We start from the raw sequence: 22,746 nt of genomic DNA on the forward strand, positions 1-22,746 counted from the left end.
CGGGGAGCCGGCCCCTGAAGGTCGGCGCGGTCATCATCACCATGGGCAACCGGCCGCAGGAGCTGCGCGCCCTGCTCGACTCGGTCGCCAAGCAGGACGGCGACCCGGTCGAGGTGGTGGTCGTCGGCAACGGCGCCCCCGTGCCCGAGGTCCCCGAAGGCGTACGCACCGTCGAGCTGCCCGAGAACCTGGGCATCCCGGGCGGTCGCAACGTCGGCATCGAGGCCTTCGGCCCCGGCGGCACCGACGTCGACATCCTTCTCTTCCTCGACGACGACGGCCTCCTCGCGAACATGGACACGGCCCAGCTGTGCCGCGAGGCCTTCGAGGCCGACCCGAAGCTCGGCATCATCAGCTTCCGCATCGCCGACCCGGACACGGGGGAGACCCAGCGCCGCCACGTCCCGCGGCTGCGCGCGGCCGACCCGATGCGCTCCTCGCGCGTGACGACCTTCCTGGGCGGCGGCAACGCCGTCCGTACGCGGGTCATGGCGGAGGTCGGCGCCCTGCCCGGCGAGTTCTTCTACGCCCACGAGGAGACCGACCTCGCCTGGCGTGCGCTGGACGCGGGCTGGATGATCGACTACCGCGCCGACATGGTGCTCTTCCACCCGACGACCGCCCCCTCGCGGCACGCGGTCTACCACCGGATGGTCGCCCGCAACCGTGTCTGGCTCGCCCGCCGGAATCTGCCCGCGCTCCTGGTCCCGGTCTACCTCGGCGTGTGGATGCTCCTGACCCTGGCCAGGCGGCCTTCGGGCCCGGCGCTCAAGGCCTGGTTCGGCGGGTTCAAGGAGGGCTGGACGACGCCCTGCGGACCTCGCAAACCGATGAGGTGGCGTACGGTATGGCGGCTGACCCGACTGGGCCGACCTCCTGTCATCTGACAAGCTCGGGTCTGAGAACATCTGGGCCATACCCCGGTCCCTGGCCCATGCCTACGCCCGACCGGCTGCGCATCTGAAGACGAAAGTTTCCACTCGTGAGTGAGACAACGCATGACGGCGGAGTCGCGGTGAGCGCGACTCCGTCGCCCGATGACGGGCTCTCCCGGGCCGATCTCGCCGCCAAGTACGGTCTGACCGTCAGCGGCGCACGACCCGGACTTTTCGAGTACGTCCACCAGCTCTGGGGACGGCGCCACTTCATCCTCGCCTTCTCACAGGCGAAGCTGACCGCCCAGTACAGCCAGGCCAAGCTCGGCCAGCTGTGGCAGGTGGCGACGCCGCTCCTGAACGCCGCGGTCTACTTCTTCATCTTCGGACTGCTGCTCGGCGCCAGGGACGGCATCCCGCACCACATCTACGTGCCGTTCCTGGTGACCGGCGTCTTCGTCTTCACGTTCACGCAGAGCTCGGTCATGGCGGGCGTGCGGGCGATCTCCGGCAACCTCGGCCTGGTCAGGGCGCTGCACTTCCCGCGGGCCTCGCTGCCGATCTCCTTCGCGCTCCAGCAGCTCCAGCAGCTGCTGTTCTCGATGATCGTGCTCGTCATCATCATGTGCGCGTTCGGGATCTTCCCCGCCCTGTCCTGGTTCCTGGTCCTGCCCGCGCTGCTCCTGCAGTTCGTCTTCAACATGGGCCTGGCGCTGATCTTCGCCAGGATGGGCAGCAAGACGCCCGACCTGGCGCAGCTGATGCCGTTCGTGATGCGGACGTGGATGTACGCCTCGGGCGTCATGTTCAGCATCCCCGCGATGCTCGAGGGCAAGGAGGGCGTGCCCAGCTGGGTCGGGGACGTGCTCCAGTGGAACCCCGCCGCCGTCTACATGGACCTGATCCGCTTCGCCATGATCGACGACTACGGCAAGTCGTACCTGCCGGACCACGTGTGGTTCATCGCCGCCGGCTGGGCGATCCTGTTCGGCGTAGTCGGCTTCGTGTACTTCTGGAAGGCTGAGGAGCGTTACGGCCGTGGCTGACGAAGACAAGATCGAAGACACGATCACCGACAAGGGGCACATCCCCACCGTCATCGCGGACGAGCTGCACATCGTCTACCGCGTGAACGGCGCGAAGACCGGCAAGGGCAGCGCCACCTCCGCGCTGAGCCGCATGTTCAAGCGCGGCGAGGAGCGGGGCGTACGCAAGGTGCACGCCGTGCGCGGCGTCAGCTTCACCTCCTACCGCGGCGAGGCCATCGGCCTGATCGGCTCGAACGGCTCCGGCAAGTCGACCCTGCTCCGCGCCATCGCGGGCCTGCTGCCCGCCGAGCAGGGCAAGGTCTACACCGACGGCCAGCCCTCGCTGCTCGGCGTGAACGCGGCCCTGATGAACGACCTGACGGGCGAGCGCAACGTCATACTCGGCGGGCTCGCGATGGGCATGACCCGCGAGCAGATCAGGGAGCGCTACCAGGACATCGTCGACTTCTCGGGCATCAACGAGAAGGGCGACTTCATCACCCTGCCGATGCGCACCTACTCCTCCGGCATGGCGGCCCGTCTGCGCTTCTCGATCGCCGCCGCCAAGGACCACGACGTACTGATGATCGACGAGGCCCTGGCCACCGGCGACCGGAAGTTCCAGAAGCGCTCGGAGGCCCGCATCCGCGAGCTCCGCAAGGAGGCCGGCACGGTCTTCCTGGTCAGCCACAACAACAAGTCCATCCGTGACACCTGCGACCGCGTGCTGTGGCTCGAACGCGGTGAGCTGCGCATGGACGGGCCGACCGACGAGGTCATCAAGGAGTACGAGAAGTTCACGGGCAAGTAGCCCGTCCGTACGTACGAATGCGGCAGGGCCCCGCCGGAGTCAACCCGGCGGGGCCCTGTCGCGTCCTGAGTCTTCGACTGCCCCGTTGTTCTCCCAAGTCTCTCTGGCCCAGGGAAGATTGACGCCAATCGGTGTGTTGTTGTGATGCGCGGAACACCCCGACGATGCAGGCTGCGTTGTACAACGTAAGCTGTAGCGGTGCTGATTCGCGGCAAGTGGGGCGATATCGTGCGGCGCCCCGGCTCATGACATGGTCCGCCTCGCGGCGGGCCGGGCGGCGTGTCCGAAATGGGATGTATTGGGTCGGCAGTGTAGAACGGGAGATGTGACGGCAATGGCTACGGATGATCTCCAGCTACGCGATGCATCCGCCGTCCTCGCGAAGGCCGCGGACGAGAACTTTCCTGTGGCGCCCTTCTTCCTGCCCCGCGCCTGGCGCGGCGACCTCATGGCCGTGTACGGCTACGCCCGCCTGGTGGACGACATCGGCGACGGCGACCTGGCCCCCGGCGGCGCGGACGCCCGCCACCTGGGCGTGGACCCCGAGGCGGCCGAGGACCGGCTGGCTCTCCTGGACGCCTTCGAGGCCGACCTGCACCGGGTCTTCGACTCCACCCCGAAGCACCCCCTGATGCGCGCGCTCCAGCCCACCGTGCGACGCTGCGGCCTGACGCCCGAGCCCTTCCTCGGCCTGATCGCGGCCAACCGCCAGGACCAGCTGGTCACGCGCTACGAGACGTACGACGACCTCGTCGCCTACTGCGAGCTGTCCGCGAACCCCGTGGGGCGTCTCGTGCTCGGCATCACCGGCACCGCGACCCCGGAGCGCATCCGCCGCTCGGACGCGGTGTGCACCGCCCTCCAGATCGTCGAGCACCTTCAGGACGTCGCCGAGGATCTGGGACGGGACCGCATTTACCTGCCCGCCGACGACATGAAGCGGTTTCATGTCCAGGAGCGGGATCTGGCCGCACCGACAGCAGGCGCGTCGGTGCGCGCACTGGTTGCATACGAAGCAGAACGCGCCCGCTGCCTCCTGAATGAAGGCACCCCCCTGGTGGGTAGCGTCACCGGCAGGCTGAAGGTGCTGCTTGCGGGCTTCGTGGCTGGGGGGAGGGCGGCGGTCCACGCGATCGCCGCTGCCGGATACGACGTACTTCCTGGACCGCCCAAGCCCACCAAGCCGCGATTGCTGCGCGAGGTGGGGGCGGTTCTGCGAGGAGAGGGGTGAGCCGGACCGTGGAGTCAGGCCCGAACGTGTCCGCGCCGGTACTCGCCGCATACAGCTACTGCGAGGCCGTGACCGGACAGCAGGCACGCAATTTCGCGTACGGCATCAGGCTGCTGCCCATGCCCGAGCGCCGCGCCATGTCGGCGCTCTACGCCCTTTCGAGGCGCGTGGACGACATCGGCGACGGCGCGCTCGCGCCCGACGTCAAGGCCGAGCGCCTCGACGAGACCCGGGCGCTTCTCGACCGGATCCGCAAGGGCGAGGTGGACGAGGACGACACCGACCCGGTGGCGGTCGCGCTCACGCATGCCGCGACGCGCTTCCCCATCCCGCTCGACGGGCTCGACGAACTGATCGACGGCGTCCTGATGGACGTCCGCGGTGAGACGTACGAGACGTGGGAGGACCTCAAGGTCTACTGCCGGTGTGTGGCGGGAGCCATCGGGCGGCTCTCGCTCGGCGTGTTCGGTACCGAACGGGGGGCGCTCAATGCCGAGCGCGCGCCGGAGTATGCCGACACGCTCGGCCTCGCGCTCCAACTCACCAACATCCTGCGTGACGTTCGCGAGGACGCGGAGGGCGGGCGCACCTACCTGCCGGCCGACGACCTCGCCAAGTTCGGCTGCTCCGCCGGGTTCTCGGGCCCGCAGCCGCCCGCCGGTTCCGACTTCGCCGGGCTCGTGCACTTCGAGGTGCGCAGGGCGCGGGCGCTGTTCGCCGAGGGATACCGCCTCCTGCCCATGCTCGACCGGCGCAGCGGGGCCTGTGTCGCCGCCATGGCGGGCATCTACCGGCGGCTCCTCGACCGCATCGAGCGGGACCCCGAGGCGGTCCTGCGCGGCCGAGTCTCGCTGCCGGGCCGCGAAAAGGCGTACGTCGCCGTGCGCGGTCTCTCCGGTCTCGACGCGCGCACCATCTCCCGACAGACCGTCAGGAGGCGTACTTGATGGGCATCCACGGCGAATGCGGTGAACGTAGGGCAACCTCCCGCAACCGGTGCGCAACCCTCCGCTCCGCCCCGGCGTCCCAGACTGCAACGGCCGAGGGGGAGAGAGCATGAGCGAGGACGACGCGCGATCGGCCGGGGAGGCCGACGGCAATGCGGGCCGGGGGGCGGCCGTGGTGGTCGGCGGGGGTCTCGCAGGCATCACCGCGGCCCTGTCCCTCGCCGACGCGGGGCTGCGCGTGACGCTGCTCGAAGGCCGGCCGCGCCTGGGCGGGCTCGCCTTCTCCTTCAAGCGCGGCGAGCTGACCGTCGACAACGGCCAGCACGTCTATCTGCGCTGCTGCAACGCCTACCGCTGGTTCCTCGACCGCGTCGACGGCACGGCCCTTGCGCCCTTGCAGGAACGTCTCGACGTGCCCGTACTCGACGCCGACCGGGGTCGCCTCGGACGCCTTCGGCGCACCGCGCTGCCCGTGCCGCTGCACCTGGCGGCGAGCCTCGCCACGTATCCGCATCTGTCGCTCGCCGAGCGCGCCAACGTCGGGCGCGCCGCGCTCGCCCTCAAGGGACTCGACCCGGCCGACCCCGAGCTGGACGGCCAGGACTTCGGCAGCTGGCTCACGGCGCACGGCCAGTCGGCGCGCGCGATCGAGGCCCTGTGGGACCTCGTCGGCGTGGCCACGCTGAACGCCGTCGCGGGGGACTCCTCGCTGGGTCTGGCCGCGATGGTCTTCAAGACCGGGCTGCTCTCACGGCCGGGCGCCGCCGACATCGGCTGGGCGCATGTGCCCCTCGGTGATCTCCATGACACGCTCGCCCGCAAGGCGCTCGACTCCGCGGGCGTGCGAACCGAACTGAGGACACGAGTCACCTCCATCTCCCGTACGGACAACGGGGGTTGGCAGGTCGAAGTTCCCGGCGAGGAAATCCATGCGGACACCGTCGTGCTCGCCGTGCCGCAGCACGAGACCCACGACCTGCTCCCGGACGGCGCCATCGACGACCCCGACCGGCTGCTCGCCATCGACACCGCGCCCATCCTGAACATCCACGTCGTGTACGACCGCAAGGTGCTCAAGCGGCCCTTCTTCGCGGCCATCGGCTCGCCGGTGCAGTGGGTCTTCGACCGCACCGACGCCTCCGGGCTCACCGAGGGCCAGTACCTCGCGCTGTCCCAGTCCGCCGCCCAGGACGAGATCGACGCGCCCGTCGCCACGCTGCGCGAGCGCTATCTGCCGGAGCTCGAGCGGCTGCTGCCCGCCGCACGCGGCGCCGAGGTACGGGACTTCTTCGTGACCCGGGAGCGCACGGCCACGTTCGCGCCGACTCCCGGCGTGGGCCGGCTGCGGCCCGGTGCCCGCACCAAGGCTCCCGGCCTGTACCTGGCCGGGGCGTGGACCGCTACCGGGTGGCCCGCGACCATGGAGAGCGCCGTCCGCAGCGGCATCAGTGCCGCCGACGCGGCTCTCCGTGCGCTCGACCGCCCCCGCGGCCACCTTTTCGACGTCGAGGAGGCCGCGTGAAGCCAGCCCTTCTGGGGTCAGGTCCCCAGGAATCCAGCACCGGAACAAGAGGAGAGACTGTGCCGACTGTGCCCTCGGCCGAATCGGCTGCCGACACGGTGGACGTGACCTCACTGCTCGAGCGCGGAAGGACGCTGGCCACCCCGGTGCTGCGGTCCGCCGTGGACCGCCTCGCGCCGCCCATGGACACCGTCGCCGCCTACCACTTCGGCTGGATCGACGCCGAGGGCAACCCGTCGGACGGCGACGGCGGCAAGGCCGTGCGCCCCGCGCTCGCCCTGCTCTCCGCCGAGGCGGCGGGCGCCGCGCCCGAGGTGGGCGTGCCCGGAGCCGTCGCCGTGGAACTGGTGCACAACTTCTCGTTGCTGCACGACGATCTGATGGACGGCGACGAGCAGCGCCGCCACCGCGACACGGTGTGGAAGGTGCACGGCCCGGCCCAGGCCATCCTCGTCGGCGACGCCCTCTTCGCGCTCGCCAACGAGATCCTCCTGGAGATCGGCACCGTCGAGGCGGGCCGCGCCACGCGCCGCCTGACCACCGCGACCCGTGCCCTGATCGACGGCCAGGCGCAGGACATCTCCTACGAGCACCGCGAGCGGGTCACCGTCGAGGAGTGCCTGGAGATGGAGGGCAACAAGACCGGCGCCCTGCTCGCCTGCGCGGTCTCCATCGGCGCCGTCCTCGGCGGCGCGGACGACCGCACCGCCGACACCCTGGAGAAGTACGGCTACCACCTCGGCCTCGCCTTCCAGGCCGTGGACGATCTGCTCGGCATCTGGGGCGACCCGGAGTCCACCGGCAAGCAGACCTGGAGCGACCTTCGCCAGCGCAAGAAGTCGCTGCCCGTCGTGGCCGCGCTCGCCGCGGGCGGACCCGCGTCCGAGCAGCTCGGCGAGCTCCTCGCGGCGGACGCCAAGAGCAACGACTTCGACAGCTTCTCCGAGGAGGAGTTCGCCGCACGCGCCGCCCTGATCGAGCAGGCGGGCGGCCGTGAGTGGACCGCCGAAGAGGCCAGGCGCCAGCACACCATCGCCATCGAGGCCCTCGACACCATCCAGATGCCGGACCGGGTGCGGGCACAGCTCGTCGCGCTCGCCGATTTCGTCGTCGTACGGAAGAGATGATCACTATCGAGCGCATATGACTCGCAGTCGCCGGCCGGCGCCCAGCGCGTCGGCCGACGGCGGACCCACAGCAGAGAAGACGACTGCACGAAGGGGAAGCCATGACAGCGACGACCGACGGAAGCACCGGAGCGGTGACGCCCCGCGCAGCCTCGGCCAGCCAGCCACTCGACCCGACCGCCGCGACGGCGAGGCCGCTCGACGCCGCCGCGCGCGCCATACAGCGCTCCACCGATTTTCTGCTCGCTCAGCAGGATGCCCAGGGCTGGTGGAAGGGCGACCTCGACACGAACGTGACGATGGACGCCGAGGACCTGCTGCTCCGTCAGTTCCTGGGGATCCGGGACGAGAAGACCACCCGCGCCGCCGCGCTCTTCATCCGTGGCGAACAGCGCGCGGACGGCACCTGGGCCACTTTCTACGGCGGCCCCGGTGAACTCTCCACCACCATCGAGGCGTACGTCGCGCTGCGTCTGGCGGGCGACGCCCCGGGTGACCCGCACATGGCGAAGGCCTCCGCCTGGATCCGCGACCAGGGCGGCATCGCCGAGAGCCGGGTCTTCACCCGTATCTGGCTCGCGCTCTTCGGCTGGTGGAAGTGGGACGACCTCCCCCAACTCCCGCCGGAGCTCATTTACTTCCCCAAGTGGCTACCCCTCAATATTTACGACTTCGGGTGCTGGGCCCGGCAGACGATCGTGCCCCTCACGGTCGTCTCCGCCAAGCGCCCCGTCCGGCCCGCGCCCTTCCCCCTTGACGAGCTGCACAGTGACGCGCGCGTACCGAACCCGAGCAAGCCCCTCGCGCCCGTGGGGAGTTGGGACGGACTCTTCCAGCGCCTCGACAAGGCGCTGCACCTTTACCACAAGATCGCCCCGCGCAAAGTGCGCAGGGCGGCGATGAACAGTGCCGCCCGCTGGATCATCGAACGCCAGGAGAACGACGGCTGCTGGGGCGGCATCCAGCCGCCCGCCGTCTACTCCGTGATCGCACTGCACCTCCTCGGCTACGACCTGGAACACCCGGTCCTCAAGGCGGGTCTCGCATCGCTCGACCGGTTCGCGATCTGGCGCGAGGACGGCTCCCGGATGATCGAGGCGTGTCAGTCGCCGGTCTGGGACACCTGCCTGGCGACCATCGCGCTCGCCGACGCGGGCGTGCCCGCCGATCACCCGCAGCTGGTCAAGGCGGCCGACTGGATGCTGGGCGAGGAGATCTCGAGGCCCGGCGACTGGTCCGTACGCAGACCCCATCTCGCCCCCGGCGGCTGGGCGTTCGAGTTCCACAACGACAACTATCCCGACATCGACGACACCGCCGAGGTCATCCTGGCGCTGCGCCGTGTCGACCACCCCGACCGTGCCCGCATGGAGGGCGCGATCGACCGCGGTGTGCGCTGGAACCTGGGCATGCAGTCCAAGAACGGCGCCTGGGCCGCCTTCGACGCCGACAACACGAGCCCCTTCCCCAACCGGCTGCCGTTCTGCGACTTCGGCGAGGTCATCGACCCGCCGTCGGCGGATGTCACCGGGCACGTCGTCGAGATGCTCGCCATCGAGGGCAAGGCGCACGATCCGCGCACCCGGCGCGGCATCGAGTGGCTGCTCGCCGAACAGGAGCCGGACGGCTCGTGGTTCGGCCGCTGGGGCGTCAACTACGTATACGGGACAGGGTCGGTGGTGCCCGCGCTCACCGCGGCGGGCCTGCCGGGCTCGCACCCCGCGCTGCGCCGCGCCGTCGACTGGCTGGAGTCGGTGCAGAACGACGACGGCGGCTGGGGCGAGGACCTGCGCTCCTACCGCTACGAGGAGTGGCGGGGCCACGGAGTCTCCACCGCGTCGCAGACCGCCTGGGCGCTGCTCGCGCTGCTCGCGGCCGGCGAGAGCGAGTCCAAGGCCGTGGAGCGTGGCGTGCTCTGGCTCGCGCAGGCGCAGCGGGACGACGGCTCCTGGGACGAGCCGTACTTCACCGGCACCGGCTTCCCCTGGGACTTCTCCATCAACTACCACCTCTACCGGCAGGTGTTCCCGCTCACCGCCCTCGGTCGGTACGTCAACGGGGAGCCGTTCGCGGGCCTCTCCGTCAAGGGAGGGTGATGGACCGGACCCCGGCCGCACCCGGCCCCGCCCCGCTGCTGATCGCCTGCGCGCTCGGCATCGAGCGCCTCGCCCTGCGCACGGGCGACCGCATGGGCGCGCACGGGGAGTTCACCGTGCTCCGTACGGGGATGGGCCCCAAGAACGCCGAGCGCGCCGTCACCGGCGCCCTCGGCAAGGAACCGCTGCGCCACGCCGCCGTCGTGGCCACCGGCTTCTGTGCCGGGCTCGCCCCCGGCATGCACCCCGGCGACCTCGTCGTCGCCGAGGAGACGCGCGACGCACACGGCCACACGGCGCCCTGCGTCGGCACCGAACTGCTGGTCAAGGAGCTGGCGCGGGCCCTGCCCGGCCGCACCGTGCACACCGGCCCGCTCATCGGCTCCGACCATGTCGTCCGCGGACACGAACGCACCGGCCTGCTCGCCACGGGCGCCGTCGCGGTGGACATGGAGTCCGCCGCGACGCTGCACAGCGCGCTGCGGGCGGGAGCCCGGCCGGTTGCCGCCGTCCGGGTGGTCGTGGACGCCCCACAGCACGAACTCGTCCGCATCGGCACGGTGCGCGGTGGAATATCGGCCTTCCGTGTTCTTCGTGCCGTGCTACCTGCATTTTTCGAATGGCACCGTTCTTCTTTGCTCCCTCGGAGGTGAGCCAGATGGCCATGCCGCTGCGCCAGACCGTCAAGGTCGCGACGTATCTCTTTGAACAGAAGCTCCGCAAGCGGGAGAAGTTCCCGCTGATCGTCGAGTTGGAGCCGCTCTTCGCGTGCAACCTCGCGTGCGAGGGATGCGGAAAGATCCAGCACCCGGCCGGAGTGCTCAAGCAGCGCATGCCGGTGGCCCAGGCCGTGGGCGCCGTGCTCGAATCCGGTGCGCCGATGGTGTCCATCGCCGGTGGTGAACCGCTGATGCACCCTCACATGGACGAGATCGTGCGGCAGTTGGTGGCGAAGAAGAAGTACGTCTTCCTCTGCACCAACGCCATGCTGCTGCGCAAGAAGCTGGAGAAGTTCACGCCTTCGCCGTACTTCGCGTTCGCCGTGCACATCGACGGAATGCGGGAGCGGCACGACGAATCCGTCGCGAAGGAGGGCGTGTTCGACGAGGCGGTGGAGGCCATCAAGGAAGCCAAGAAACGCGGCTTCCGGGTGACCACCAACTCCACGTTCTTCAGCAACGACACGCCGCAGAACATCATCGAGGTCCTCAACTTCCTCAACGACGAGCTGGAAGTCGACGAGATGATGCTGTCGCCCGCCTACGCCTACGAGAAGGCGCCGGACCAGGAGCACTTCCTGGGCGTCGAGCAGACCCGCGAACTCTTCAAGAAGGCCTTCGCGGGCGGCAACAGGCGGCGCTGGCGCCTGAACCACTCGCCGCTGTTCCTCGACTTCCTCGAGGGCAAGGCGGACTTCCCGTGCACCGCGTGGGCGATCCCGAACTACTCGCTCTTCGGTTGGCAGCGCCCCTGCTACCTGATGAGCGACGGGTACGTCCCCACGTACAAGGAACTCATCGAGGAGACCGACTGGAGCAAGTACGGCCGCGGCAAGGACCCGCGGTGCGCCAACTGCATGGCGCACTGCGGCTACGAGCCGACCGCCGTCCTCGCCACCATGGGTTCCCTCAAGGAGTCCATCCGCGCCGCCCGCGAGACGGTCTCCGGAAACCGCGGGTGACGTGATGACCCCTGGAACGCCTGTCGCACTGGGCCTTCCTGAGCTGCCGGTCCGGCCGATCGCGGAGCGCCGCCTCTCGCGGCGCATCGAGGTCGGGCCGGTGGCCGTGGGGGGCGGCGCACCGGTGTCGGTGCAGTCGATGACGACGACGCGTACGTCCGACATCGGGGCGACGCTGCAGCAGATCGCGGAGCTGACCGCGTCCGGCTGCCAGATCGTGCGGGTCGCGTGCCCGACGCAGGACGACGCGGACGCGCTGTCCACGATCGCGCGCAAGTCGCAGATCCCGGTGATCGCGGACATCCACTTCCAGCCGAAGTACGTGTTCGCGGCGATCGACGCCGGATGCGCAGCGGTGCGGGTGAATCCCGGCAACATCAAGCAGTTCGACGACAAGGTGCGCGAGATCGCGCGGGCCGCGAACGACGCGGGTACGCCGATCCGCATCGGGGTCAACGCGGGCTCCCTGGACGCGCGCCTGCTCAAGAAGTACGGGAAGGCCACCCCCGAAGCCCTGGTCGAGTCGGCCCTGTGGGAGGCGTCGCTCTTCGAGGAGCACGGCTTCAGCGACATCAAGATCTCGGTCAAGCACAACGACCCGGTGGTCATGGTCAACGCCTACCGGCAACTGGCCGCCGCCTGCGACTACCCGCTGCACCTCGGCGTGACGGAGGCGGGCCCCGCGTTCCAGGGCACGGTCAAATCCGCAGTGGCCTTCGGGGCCTTGCTGAGTGAGGGCATCGGCGACACCATCCGGGTCTCACTGTCCGCGCCGCCCGCCGAGGAGGTCAAGGTCGGCATCCAGATCCTGGAGTCCCTGAACCTCAGGCAGCGGCGCCTGGAGATCGTCTCCTGCCCGTCCTGCGGGCGGGCCCAGGTGGATGTGTACAAGCTGGCCGACGAGGTCACGGCGGGCCTCGACGGCATGGAGGTGCCGCTGCGGGTGGCGGTCATGGGGTGTGTCGTGAACGGGCCGGGGGAGGCCCGCGAGGCGGATCTCGGCGTCGCGTCCGGCAACGGCAAGGGGCAGATCTTCGTCAAGGGCGAGGTCATCAAGACCGTCCCCGAGTCGAAGATCGTCCAGACGCTCATCGAAGAGGCGATGAAGATCGCCGCACAGATGGAGGACGACGGCGTCACCTCAGGGGTGCCCGACGTCACCGTGAGCTGAGAAGAACCGGAGAGGGGGCCCGAGCATGACCATTCTGGAAACCATTCGGGGACCGCGCGACCTGAAGGCGCTGACCGAGGCCGAGCTCGTCGAACTGGCCGAGGAGGTCCGGGAGTTCCTGGTGCACGCGGTCGCGAGGACCGGAGGTCACCTCGGGCCCAACCTGGGGGTGGTGGAACTCTCCATCGCCCTCCACCGGGTCTTCGAGTCGCCGCTCGACCGCATCGTGTGGGACACCGGCCACCAGAGCTACGTACACAAGCTCCTGACCGGCCGTCAGGACTTCTCCAAGCTGCGCGGCAAGGGTGGCCTCTCCGGCTATCCCTCGCGCGCGGAGTCCGAGCACGACATCGTCGAGAACAGTCACGCCTCGACCGCGCTCGGCTGGGCCGACGGCCTGGCCAAGGCGCGCCAGGTCCTGGGGGAGCGGGGCCATGTCGTCGCCGTCATCGGTGACGGCGCGCTCACCGGCGGCATGGCGTGGGAGGCGCTCAACAACATCGCGGCCGCGAAGGACCGGCCGCTGATCATCGTCGTCAACGACAATGAGCGTTCGTACGCCCCCACCATCGGCGGCCTGGCCAACCACCTCGCCACGCTGCGCACCACCGACAGCTACGAACGGGTCCTGGCCTGGGGCAAGGACATACTCCAGCGCACACCCGTCGTCGGGCACACGCTGTACGAGTCGCTGCACGGCGCCAAGAAGGGGTTCAAGGACGCCTTCGCACCGCAGGGCATGTTCGAGGACCTGGGGCTCAAGTACGTCGGGCCGATCGACGGGCACGACACCGGGGCCGTCGAGTCGGCGCTGCGACGTGCGAAACGCTTCCACGGGCCCGTCCTCATCCACTGCCTCACCGAGAAGGGGCGCGGCTACGAGCCCGCGCTCGCGGACGAGGCCGACCGTTTTCATACGGTCGGCGTGATGGACCCGCTGACCTGCGAACCCCTCGCTCCGTCCAACGGGCCTTCCTGGACCTCGGTGTTCGGCGACGAGATCGTACGCATCGGGGCCGAGCGGGACGACGTGGTCGCCATCACCGCGGCCATGCTGCACCCGGTCGGTCTGACCAAGTTCGCCGCGGCCTACCCCGACCGCGTGTGGGACGTCGGCATCGCGGAGCAGCACGCCACGGTGTCGGCGGCCGGGCTCGCGACCGGGGGACTGCACCCCGTCGTCGCCGTCTACGCCACGTTCCTCAACCGGGCCTTCGACCAGCTCCTGATGGACGTCGCGCTGCACGAGTGCGGGGTCACCTTCGTGCTGGACCGGGCCGGGGTGACCGGCGTCGACGGCGCGTCGCACAACGGGATGTGGGACATGTCGATACTCCAGGTCGTACCGGGCCTGCGGATCGCCGCGCCGCGCGACGCCGACCAACTGCGTACGCAGCTGCGCGAGGCGGTCGCCGTGGACGACGCGCCCACGCTCCTTCGCTTCCCCAAGGAGTCGGTGGGGCCCGCGATTCCCGCCGTCGACCGGATCGGCGGCATGGACGTCCTGAGCCAGGACCGTCAAGGCGACGACGCGGACGTGCTGTTGGTCGCGGTCGGCGTGATGGCGCCCGTCTGTCTGCAGGCCGCGGAACTGCTGCGGGAGCGGGGCCTTGAGTGCACCGTGGTCGATCCGCGCTGGGTCAAGCCGGTCGACGCCGAGCTGCCCGCCCTCGCCGCGCGGCACCGTGTCGTGGGGGTCGTCGAGGACAACAGCAGGGCGGCCGGGGTCGGCTCCGCGGTCGCCCTCGCGCTCGGCGAGGCCGAAGTCGACGTACCCGTAAGGCGGTTCGGCATCCCCGAGCAGTTCCTCGCGCACGCCAAGCGCGGCGAGGTGCTCGCCGACCTCGGGCTCACCCCGGTCGAGATCGCGGGGCGGATCAGCGCCACCCTGGCAGCCAAGGAGCACACAGCATGACCAAGGAGTTCGACCTCGGCAGACTCCTCGCCGAGCGGGGCGCCGAGCGCTACGAACTGCACGCGCGGCACCTGAACCACCAGCTGCCGCGCATGCTGCACACCATCGGCTTCGACAAGGTCTACGAGCGGGCCGAGGGCGCCTACTTCTGGGACGCGGACGGCAACGACTACCTCGACATGCTGGCGGGCTTCGGCGTGATGGGCCTCGGCCGCCACCACCCCGTCGTACGCAAGGCGCTGCACGACGTCCTCGACGCCTCGCTCGCCGATCTGACGCGCTTCGACTGCCAGCCGCTGCCCGGACTCCTCGCCGAGAAGCTGCTCACCCACAGTCCGCACCTGGACCGGGTGTTCTTCGGCAACAGCGGCACCGAGGCCGTGGAGACCGCGCTGAAGTTCGCGCGGTACGCGACGGGCAGGCCCAGGGTGCTGTACTGCGCGCACGCCTTCCACGGCCTGACGACGGGCTCGCTCTCCGTCAACGGCGAGTCCGGCTTCCGGGACGGGTTCGCCCCGCTGCTCCCTGACACGGCGATCCCGCTCGGTGATCTGGACGCCCTGCGCAAGGAGCTGAAGAAGGGCGACGTGGCCGGGCTCATCCTCGAACCCGTCCAGGGCAAGGGGGTGAACGCGACGCCCCCCGGCTATCTGCGCGCCGCCCAGGAGCTGCTCCACCAGCACAAGGCGCTCCTGATCGCCGACGAGGTGCAGACGGGCCTCGGCAGGACCGGCGACTTCTACGCCTACCAGCACGAGGAGGGCGTCGAGCCGGACCTGGTGTGCGTCGCGAAGGCCCTGTCGGGCGGGTATGTGCCGGTGGGCGCGACCCTCGGCAAGGACTGGATCTTCAAGAAGGTCTTCTCTTCCATGGACCGGGTGCTCGTGCACTCGGCGAGCTTCGGGTCCAACGCACAGGCCATGGCGGCCGGGCTCGCGGTCCTGTCCGTCATGGAGGACGAGGAGATCGTCGCGAACGCCCGCGCGACCGGCGAGCTCCTGGCGTCGCGGCTCGGCGCGCTCGTGGACCGCTACGAGCTCCTGAGCGAGGTGCGCGGCCGTGGCCTGATGGTCGGCATCGAGTTCGGGCGCCCCAAGTCGCTCAAGCTGCGCAGCCGTTGGACGATGCTCCAGGCGGCGCGCAAGGGGCTCTTCGCGCAGATGGTGGTCGTGCCGCTGCTCCAGAAGCACCGCATCCTCACCCAGGTCTCCGGCGACCATCTGGAGGTCATCAAGCTGATCCCGCCGCTGACCATCGGGGAGCCGGAGGTCGACCGGTTCGTGGAGGCCTTCACCGCGGTGATGGACGAGGCGCACAGCGGCGGCGGGCTGATGTGGGACTTCGGTAAGACGCTGGTGAAGCAGGCGGTCGCGAACCGCTGAGGCGCACCGGGCCGGACAGTTTTTGCCCCTGAGGCAAGAAAGTTGCCTCGGGGGCAAGAGGCTGGCTCAATCGAGGTATGAGCAACGCCGAGCCCCAACCGCTCGACCCGGAGGCTGCCGAAGCCCTGCCGGCCGTCGCCCCGCAACTGCGTGAGCTGCGGCGTCGCGCCGCGCTGACCCTGGAGGCCGCGGCCCGCAACGCCGGGCTCTCGCCCGCCCACCTCTCCCGCTTGGAGACCGGGCAGCGCCAGCCGTCCCTGCCCCTGCTGCTGGCACTCGCCCGCACCTACGGTACGACGGTCTCGGAGCTCCTCGGCGAGACGCCCGCGGACCGGGACGCGATCGTCCGCGCCGCGGACATGGAGCCGACGCGGGCGGGCGGCTGGACCTACTGGCAGGCGGGCGCGCAGGCCCGTGGCATGCAGGCGCTGCGGGTGCACGTGCCGCACGGGGCGCAGGGCGACATCGTGCGCGTCCACCCCGGCGAGGAGTGGCTGTACGTCCTCCAGGGGCGCCTGCGGCTCCGTCTTGGCGACACCGCGTACACGCTGGAGCCCGGGGACAGCGCGCACTTCGACTCGCTGACCCCGCACCGGATCGCGGCCGCCGACCACCAGGGCGCCGACCTTCTCTTCGTCCACACCCTGCTGCAGAGTCCCGCCACCGCGCTGTGCCTCGGCGGGACCCCGCACAGCCCCACCCTGGGAGACCCGCGATGACGGAACCTGAAGCGCAGCAGCCCGACCAGGCGGAGAGCGCGTCGGCCCCTGTGCCCGCGCCCGCCAAGAAGGCGATGTCGATGGAGGAGAAGCTGCCCCGCGGGCTCTGGGTCCGGCTGATCATCTATGTGGCCGTCGGGCACCTCTTCGCGGCCTTCATCTACCTGCTGTTCTCGCTGGGCGCGCAGAACCAGTGACACCGCCAGTGACACCGGCGGCGGGGCCGCTCAGTCCAGGAGGTGCTCGCGCAGCCGCTCGCGGATCTGCGGGGTCACCTTGAGGCCGTCGGCGAGGTAGGTCTCCGTGTCGCCCCAGATCTGGTCGATCGTCTCGAAGGCGGCGGTCAGATACTCGGTGCGGGCCTCGAAGAGCGGGCTGAGCAGCTGCATGACCTCGGGGGACATGGCGTTCGGGGAGTCGTCGCCGCGGCGCACCTTGTAGCGGCGGTGGGTGGCGTTCGACTCCAGGTAGTCCGCCTCGATGGCGTCGCGCTCGACGCCGACGGCGAGGAGCGTGACGGCTATGGAGAGGCCCGCGCGGTCCTTGCCCGCGGCGCAGTGCATCAGGGCGGGCACGCTGTCGGCGGCCAGCTCGTGCAGCACGCGGCTGTGCTCGGCGGTGCGGTCCCTGATGATCTCGCGGTACGTGTCGGAGAGACGCCCCGCGGCCTGCCCGTCGGAGAGCGCCGCGCGCAGCTGGTCCAGATCGCCGTCGCGCACCATCGTCCAGAACTCGGCGCCGTGGGCCGGGTCGGTCAGCGGCAGGTTCACGTTGCGCACGCCCGGCAGCTCGACGTCGGGGCCTTCGAGCCGCTGGTCGGCCGCGTTGCGGAAGTCGTAGATCGTGTGCAGGCCCAGGGTGGAGAGGAACGCGGCGTCGGCCGCCGTGGCGTGCGCGAGGTGGCCGCTGCGGAAGAGCCGGCCCGGCCGGACCCGTCGGCCGTCCACGGTCGGAAGTCCGCCCACATCACGGAAGTTGCGGACTCCGGCGAGCTCGGGCTCGGGCTCGGTCAGCTTCGTCGGCGGGACTTCCTGCGTCACGGGGGCTCCTCCCGTCCTGCCGCCGGCGCGACTCGCCGGTGGGGGTGCGGCTTCGACCATACGACATGGGTTCCTGAGGCAATCACCGCTGGTGCATGAGCGTTGCCTCACAGATCACGCGCCTCGATGATGGGTCGAGGTGTGCGTGTCTGTTCGTCTCGTTTCGGATCCGTGTCGGTGTCTGTGGGGGATTGATGATCGAGGTCGGCGAAGACGGTCGTACGTGGCTTCTGTCGGGTCCCACCAGCAGTTATGCGCTGCGGCTCACGGGCGACGATGAGCTGCTGCATCTGCACTGGGGGCCGCGCGTCGCGCTCGCCGACGCCGAGGCGCTCGCGGCGGAGCCGCTGCCCGCGGAGCGGTCCTTCGAGTCGCGGCTCGACGGGCACGAGGAGTATCCCGTCGAGGGCGGGCGGCGCTTCGTGCGTCCCGCGCTCTCCGTGCGGGGCGCCGGGGTGCGCGGCAGCGAGTGGCGGTATACGGAGGCCGTGGTCGAGCGCGACGAGCTGCGGATCCAATTCATCGACCCCGTACACCAGTTGGGGGTTGCGCTCGTCTACCGGACGCGTGGGGACGTCATCGAGCGGTTCGCCGTCCTGCGCCATGAAGGGCCCGCCGACGCGCCCGCCGTCGAACTGCTCCGCGCCGACTCCGCGACCTGGACGCTGCCCTCCCGCGAGCGGTGGCGGCTCTCGCAGCTGCACGGGCGCTGGGCGGGCGAGTCACGGCTCGTGCGGTCGGAGATCACGTACGGCGAGAAGGTGATCGGCAGCCGCCGGGGGCACACCGGGCACCAGCACCTGCCCTGGGTCGCGCTGGATGCGGAAGGGGCCACCGAGGAGCGGGGCGAGGTGCACAGCTGCGCGCTCGCCTGGTCGGGGTCTTGGCGGATCGGGGTGGCCCAACTGCCGGACGGGGCTGTGCAGATCACCGGTGGGCGGGGGCACGACGACTCCGGGCAGGAGCTGCTCGCGCCGGGTGCGCGGACGGTGACGCCGGTCTTCGCGGGGCTGTGGAGCGACGGCGGTTTCGGCGGGGCGAGCCGGGCCTGGCACGCCTACCAGCGCGCGCACGTGATCCCGGACGCCGGAACGCCCCGGCCCGTGCTCTACAACTCCTGGGAGGCCACCCGGTTCGACATCTCCGAGGAACAGCAGCGGGCGCTCGCCGGGCGGGCGGCGGCCATGGGTGTCGAGCTGTTCGTGGTGGACGACGCGTGGTTCGGGCGGCGCGTCAGCGACCGGGCCGGACTCGGCGACTGGACGCCCAACCCGGACCGCTTCCCCGGCGGCCTGGGGCCGCTCGCCGACGACGTGCACGCGCTGGGCATGGGGTTCGGGATCTGGGTCGAACCCGAGATGGTCAACCCGGACAGCGATCTCTACCGTGCGCACCCCGACTGGGTGCAGCACCAACCCGGGCGTACGCGCACGGAGTTCCGCAACCAGCTCGTGCTCAACCTCGCCCGCGCGGACGTCCAGGAGTACCTGTGGCAGCAGCTCGACACGCTGCTCTCCAGCGCGCCCATCGACTACGTCAAGTGGGACTTCAACCGCTGCTTCACCGACCCGGGCTGGCCGGGCGAGGACTACCCGCAGGGGATCTGGAACGCCCATGTGCACGCCCTCTACGGCCTGTTGGACCGGCTGCGGGCCGCACACCCCTCCGTCGCCTTCGAGTCCTGCTCGGGCGGCGGTGGCCGGATCGACCTGGGAATCCTCTCCCGCACGGACCAGGTGTGGACCTCCGACAACACCGACCCCCTGGACCGGCTCGCCATCCAGGACGGCTTCAGTCAGCTGCACCCGGCGCGGATCATGGCCGCCTGGGTGACGGACAGCCCGAACACCCAGCTCAACGACCGGGTCAGTACGTTGCGCTTCCGCTTCGTGAGCGCCATGGCGGGGGTGCTCGGCATCGGCGGAGACCTCATGGAGTGGAGCGCGGACGAGCTCGCCGAAGCGGCCGACTGGGTGGGCCTCTACAAGGAGATCAGGCCCGTGGTGCAGCTCGGGGACCTCTACCGGCTGCGCCCGCCGTCGGAGCCGCTGAGCGCGGTGCAGTACGTCCACGGCGACGAGGTCGTGGTCCTCGCGTGGCTGCGGGCGCAGGCGTACGGGGAGGAGCCGCCCCGGGTGCGGCTGCGGGGGCTCGACCCCACGGCGGCGTACGTCTGCCAGGAGACGGGGGATGCCCACCGGGGCGCGCTGCTGCTGCACCACGGACTGCGTACGGGGCTTCGCGGTGACCTGGACGCGGGGGTGTTCCGCTTCCGCCGCGTGTGAGCGGCGCGGGGCCCGCGTGTATGAGTGGCGCGGGGCCCGCCGTGTATTCCTGGTTTGGACGAATCTTGACCGGTGGCTTATCTCACCCCCCGTCAACCCCTCCCTACGGTGGCGTAGTAGCGATCAAGCTCTGACCAGCAAGTTTGTCGAGTCGATCGCGCACCTCCAGCGGGTTGATGTCGTTCAGCCAGAGGCGCTCGTCTCGCGCGTGGGGGTCCTCGTTGCCAAGCATCCGCTTGTAGTGGACTCCGAAGATGTTGCCGACCTTGACCATCTCGCTCAGCTGCCAGTCCTGGTTGCCCAGAAGGCGCTGGCTCAGTGAGGGGCGGGACATGCCGATGCCGTCGGCCAGCTTCTGGCGGGAGATGTCGGCGGCGCCCAGGGCGGTCGTGATGGAGAGGTTGAAGCGCCGCGTCTCCTCGACGGCGCTGACCTCGCCCGTGATGGCTTCTGAAGGCGTCATGGTGCCCATACTACTAATCCTCTCGGATGCCGTGGCTGTCCGCTCGTGAGGGCAACTGTAGCGGTAGGACAGTAGACCGTGCGAGCCGTTTGCATAGCTAACGGGTGCGACGTTAGTGTTGCGGTATGCCCAGCTCACCGCTGCGCCGCTCGTCGGCGCGCACCCGAAGCCAGCCCTCGGTGCACACGCTTTGTGCCCGTGCGGCTTCATGGGGTGATGCCTGGTGAGTGCCGCTGACGACGTACGTCTGACCTGGCGCATCAGCCTGCGCACGAAGTGGGTCCAGCAGATCCCGCGCGGCGGGGCGTGGGGCGCCTTCCCCGGCAACTTCAACGGCTTTCTGCTCTACCTCGGCGACGTCTGCGACTCAGACGGCCAGTGCCCGCGCCGGTTCTTCCCCTCGCAGAAGAAGGTCGCGGACTTCCTGCACGCCACTCCGGAGACCGTGCGCCTCTACTACCGCGCCGCCAAGGCCGCGGGGCTCATCGACCTTCAATTCAGCGAGAAGGGCCAGATCAACGGCTACCGCCTGCTGGTCCCGCTGGGCGACAAACCCGACTGGGAACGCGCCCTGCTGATGCTGCGCACCGACCGCCGCTCCCAGGACATGCGCGACTGGCGAGCGGCCGGATCTCCGAAGCGGGGCGAGAAGAAGCAGGGCGGGAAACTAGCGTCACGTGACACCACTTCTCAGACTGGCTCCGACGCGGAAGCAGCGTCACGTGACGCCACTTCCGATCCCGGGGCCGATCCAGAAGTAGCGTCACGTGACAACGCGAAGTGGCGTCACGTGACAACCGAAGTAGCGTCACGTGACGCGACGACACGTCTGCACGTCTCTTGCACGACCGGGGCTGAGGTAGTTGATCAAGCTCAGGTAGATACGGGCGACCAGGGTGAAGAACCCGAGATTCCCCGCGATGCCGACGCCCTGCGCAAGGCGCTCACCGAGATCGATGTGTGGCAGGCGGAGCACCAGTGCTCGGAGGGCTGCACTGATGACGGGCCCGTCTACCGCCGCCGCCTCGCCCTCCAGCGCGAACTTGCCCAACTGCTGCCGACACAGCGCCGCCACCGCCCGCGTGGCCTCGAAGACAGGGGGGCCGCGTGAGCCTCGCCCTGGTCCCCAGCGACCCCGCACCCGAGCACCCCATACGCGTCTGCCCCCTGCGCGGCTGCCCCATCTTCATCCAGAACGGAGCAGCAGGCTTGCAGGCCCACCTGACGGTCGTGCATCCACCGTCCGCGCCGCCCGAACAACTCGCCCTCTTCGAACCGGAGGACACCCCTTGAACAGCTCTGGTCCCACCCCGGTCCAGTGGGCCGACGCCGACCGCGCCATGACGGCCGTAGACGCCTCGTGGAACGCGCTGCGCGCAACCCCCGGCCGAGCCCAGGCCCAGCACCTGAGCGCCTCACTGAAGAGCGCCCAGAACGCTGTGCGCGCGCTGTGGGGGCGCCCCGCCTCAACCTGCTGTTCCGTCCACCCTCACGGTGCGGTCGACCCGGCACCCGGCTCGGGCGAAGGCCCCTGCCTCACCTGCAATACCGCTGCCCGCCGCGCCAGTATCACCACCCAGCGGCCCCCGGGTCGGCGCGACTCCCCGCAGGAGACCCGAACCGGTGGAGTGTAAATGCAACTGCGTCATGCCAACACGCTTTGCATACCGTGCGGGTGAATAGCGCCCCGTTCACGCATCCCAGGTGCGCCTAGCGACACAGATTGTCCCTGTCCGCCGAACAGAGAGGTTCGACTTGCCGTGGCGAATATGCCGACGTTCCCAGTCGAGGCAGGCAGCGACATTGACCAACTGCTGCGCTGCCTCCTCACGTTAAATATCAACCACCACGACCGCATGCCCCTGCCCGTCACCGCGTACGTCCTGGACTGGCAGCCGACCCCGGGCCTGCCGACCGGCGGCTTGCCGTCCGTACGCCTGCACGCTCAGGCCGAACATTTTACCGACTGGCCCGAGTTGGACGCCTACGCCGAGCAGCTGCGATCCGGGCCAGGAGCGAACAGCCCCCTGACGTTTCCTGAGGACTTCACCGCTCACGCATTCGTGCCCCACGGTCGTCTGGGTGCCGCGCTGGTCGTAGAGATCGACGCGATGCCCGAATTCGACGATCAGTTCGTAAGGCAGGTCCAGGCCCGCGACATCTCCGGAACCCTCATCTCGATCATCCAGACCGAATCCGGGCCGGGACCCCGCTGGTGGGTCAAGCCGCACGACGACCCCGCATATGGAGACCCGGCCGCCGCTATCGACTACGCCACCGTGCGACCCCAGCTCGACACGCTCGCCTGGGCGCATATCCACGGTATGACTCAGCGCTGATAGCTCAACCGGACAAGCACTGTTCCCGCCAGGGATAGTGGCGGGAACAGTGCCCATTGCATGTAACACCGCCCCGATCAACGTTCGATAAACACCCCCCCCATATCCGCCGGT

General features: G+C 69.8%; 21 protein-coding genes. 19 read left to right on the forward strand and 2 right to left on the reverse strand.

Features of this window, described 5'->3' with window-relative positions; all coding sequences use genetic code 11:
- Window positions 1-14 precede the first annotated feature (14 nt).
- The 15 genes from ACFUPX_RS02315 (at window position 15) to ACFUPX_RS02385 (ending at window position 16,702) form a co-directional block, all read left to right on the forward strand.
- Window positions 15-887: a glycosyltransferase family 2 protein gene (locus ACFUPX_RS02315; protein WP_383314864.1), complete on the forward strand. Its 873-nt coding sequence runs from the start codon at window positions 15-17 to the stop codon at window positions 885-887.
- Between the two features lie 95 nt (window positions 888-982).
- Window positions 983-1,921: an ABC transporter permease gene (locus ACFUPX_RS02320; RefSeq protein ID WP_383314399.1), complete on the forward strand. Its 939-nt coding sequence runs from the start codon at window positions 983-985 to the stop codon at window positions 1,919-1,921.
- Window positions 1,914-2,714, forward strand: a complete 801-nt coding sequence (locus ACFUPX_RS02325) for an ABC transporter ATP-binding protein (protein WP_383264293.1) — start codon at window positions 1,914-1,916, stop codon at window positions 2,712-2,714. Before ACFUPX_RS02320 ends, ACFUPX_RS02325 begins: the two co-directional genes overlap by 8 nt.
- A 334-nt stretch (window positions 2,715-3,048) precedes the next feature.
- Window positions 3,049-3,945: a squalene synthase HpnC gene (gene hpnC, locus ACFUPX_RS02330; protein ID WP_383314402.1), complete on the forward strand. Its 897-nt coding sequence runs from the start codon at window positions 3,049-3,051 to the stop codon at window positions 3,943-3,945.
- Window positions 3,942-4,892, forward strand: a complete 951-nt coding sequence (gene hpnD, locus ACFUPX_RS02335) for a presqualene diphosphate synthase HpnD (RefSeq protein ID WP_383314405.1) — start codon at window positions 3,942-3,944, stop codon at window positions 4,890-4,892. Before hpnC ends, hpnD begins: the two co-directional genes overlap by 4 nt.
- A gap of 109 nt (window positions 4,893-5,001) precedes the next feature.
- Window positions 5,002-6,414, forward strand: a complete 1,413-nt coding sequence (gene hpnE, locus ACFUPX_RS02340) for a hydroxysqualene dehydroxylase HpnE (RefSeq protein ID WP_383314408.1) — start codon at window positions 5,002-5,004, stop codon at window positions 6,412-6,414.
- Window positions 6,411-7,541, forward strand: a complete 1,131-nt coding sequence (locus tag ACFUPX_RS02345; RefSeq protein WP_383314411.1) for a polyprenyl synthetase family protein — start codon at window positions 6,411-6,413, stop codon at window positions 7,539-7,541. The genes hpnE and ACFUPX_RS02345 overlap by 4 nt, the downstream gene beginning before the upstream one ends.
- Window positions 7,542-7,642: 101 nt before the next feature.
- A complete protein-coding gene (gene shc, locus ACFUPX_RS02350) occupies window positions 7,643-9,637 on the forward strand; it encodes a squalene--hopene cyclase (RefSeq protein WP_383314414.1) in 1,995 nt (664 codons plus the stop codon).
- Window positions 9,637-10,290 (forward strand): 1-hydroxy-2-methyl-2-butenyl 4-diphosphate reductase, encoded by a 654-nt coding sequence (locus ACFUPX_RS02355; RefSeq protein ID WP_383314417.1) that lies wholly within the window; start codon window positions 9,637-9,639, stop codon window positions 10,288-10,290. Before shc ends, ACFUPX_RS02355 begins: the two co-directional genes overlap by 1 nt.
- Window positions 10,291-10,295: 5 nt before the next feature.
- The gene (hpnH, locus tag ACFUPX_RS02360) at window positions 10,296-11,318 is read left to right on the forward strand and encodes an adenosyl-hopene transferase HpnH (RefSeq protein WP_383314420.1); all 1,023 of its coding nucleotides are present in this window, start codon (window positions 10,296-10,298) and stop codon (window positions 11,316-11,318) included.
- Between the two features lie 4 nt (window positions 11,319-11,322).
- Entirely contained in the window at window positions 11,323-12,489 is a 1,167-nt protein-coding gene (gene ispG / locus ACFUPX_RS02365) for a flavodoxin-dependent (E)-4-hydroxy-3-methylbut-2-enyl-diphosphate synthase (protein ID WP_383314423.1), read from the forward strand.
- A gap of 25 nt (window positions 12,490-12,514) precedes the next feature.
- Window positions 12,515-14,404, forward strand: a complete 1,890-nt coding sequence (gene dxs / locus ACFUPX_RS02370; protein ID WP_383314427.1) for a 1-deoxy-D-xylulose-5-phosphate synthase — start codon at window positions 12,515-12,517, stop codon at window positions 14,402-14,404.
- Window positions 14,401-15,786, forward strand: a complete 1,386-nt coding sequence (locus ACFUPX_RS02375) for an aspartate aminotransferase family protein (protein ID WP_383314431.1) — start codon at window positions 14,401-14,403, stop codon at window positions 15,784-15,786. The genes dxs and ACFUPX_RS02375 overlap by 4 nt, the downstream gene beginning before the upstream one ends.
- A gap of 77 nt (window positions 15,787-15,863) precedes the next feature.
- The gene (locus ACFUPX_RS02380) at window positions 15,864-16,505 is read left to right on the forward strand and encodes a helix-turn-helix domain-containing protein (RefSeq protein ID WP_383314434.1); all 642 of its coding nucleotides are present in this window, start codon (window positions 15,864-15,866) and stop codon (window positions 16,503-16,505) included.
- Window positions 16,502-16,702 carry a DUF6126 family protein gene (locus ACFUPX_RS02385; protein ID WP_383314437.1) on the forward strand — a complete coding sequence of 67 codons (201 nt, stop codon included), beginning with the start codon at window positions 16,502-16,504 and terminating at the stop codon, window positions 16,700-16,702. The genes ACFUPX_RS02380 and ACFUPX_RS02385 overlap by 4 nt, the downstream gene beginning before the upstream one ends.
- Before the next feature lie 30 nt (window positions 16,703-16,732).
- On the opposite strand, the gene ACFUPX_RS02390 is transcribed toward ACFUPX_RS02385, so the two are convergent.
- The gene (locus ACFUPX_RS02390) at window positions 16,733-17,545 is read right to left on the reverse strand and encodes a tyrosine-protein phosphatase (protein ID WP_383314440.1); all 813 of its coding nucleotides are present in this window, start codon (window positions 17,543-17,545) and stop codon (window positions 16,733-16,735) included.
- A 194-nt stretch (window positions 17,546-17,739) separates the two neighbouring features.
- On the opposite strand from ACFUPX_RS02390, the gene ACFUPX_RS02395 reads away from it, so the two are divergent.
- On the forward strand, window positions 17,740-19,830 hold the full coding sequence (locus ACFUPX_RS02395) for an alpha-galactosidase (protein WP_383314443.1): 2,091 nt from the start codon (window positions 17,740-17,742) through the stop codon (window positions 19,828-19,830).
- 103 nt (window positions 19,831-19,933) lie between these two features.
- On the opposite strand, the gene ACFUPX_RS02400 is transcribed toward ACFUPX_RS02395, so the two are convergent.
- Window positions 19,934-20,293 (reverse strand): hypothetical protein, encoded by a 360-nt coding sequence (locus ACFUPX_RS02400; RefSeq protein WP_383314446.1) that lies wholly within the window; start codon window positions 20,291-20,293, stop codon window positions 19,934-19,936.
- A gap of 223 nt (window positions 20,294-20,516) precedes the next feature.
- On the opposite strand from ACFUPX_RS02400, the gene ACFUPX_RS02405 reads away from it, so the two are divergent.
- The 3 genes from ACFUPX_RS02405 (at window position 20,517) to ACFUPX_RS02415 (ending at window position 22,632) form a co-directional block, all read left to right on the forward strand.
- On the forward strand, window positions 20,517-21,404 hold the full coding sequence (locus tag ACFUPX_RS02405; protein WP_383314449.1) for a hypothetical protein: 888 nt from the start codon (window positions 20,517-20,519) through the stop codon (window positions 21,402-21,404).
- A complete protein-coding gene (locus ACFUPX_RS02410) occupies window positions 21,401-21,586 on the forward strand; it encodes a hypothetical protein (protein WP_383314454.1) in 186 nt (61 codons plus the stop codon). The genes ACFUPX_RS02405 and ACFUPX_RS02410 overlap by 4 nt, the downstream gene beginning before the upstream one ends.
- Before the next feature lie 467 nt (window positions 21,587-22,053).
- Window positions 22,054-22,632, forward strand: coding sequence for a hypothetical protein (locus tag ACFUPX_RS02415; RefSeq protein WP_383314458.1), 579 nt, complete (start codon window positions 22,054-22,056; stop codon window positions 22,630-22,632).
- The last annotated feature ends 114 nt before the right edge of the window (window positions 22,633-22,746 follow it).

The sequence above is a fragment of the Streptomyces sp. NPDC057302 genome (genome assembly GCF_042667685.1).
Lineage (GTDB): Bacteria > Actinomycetota > Actinomycetes > Streptomycetales > Streptomycetaceae > Streptomyces.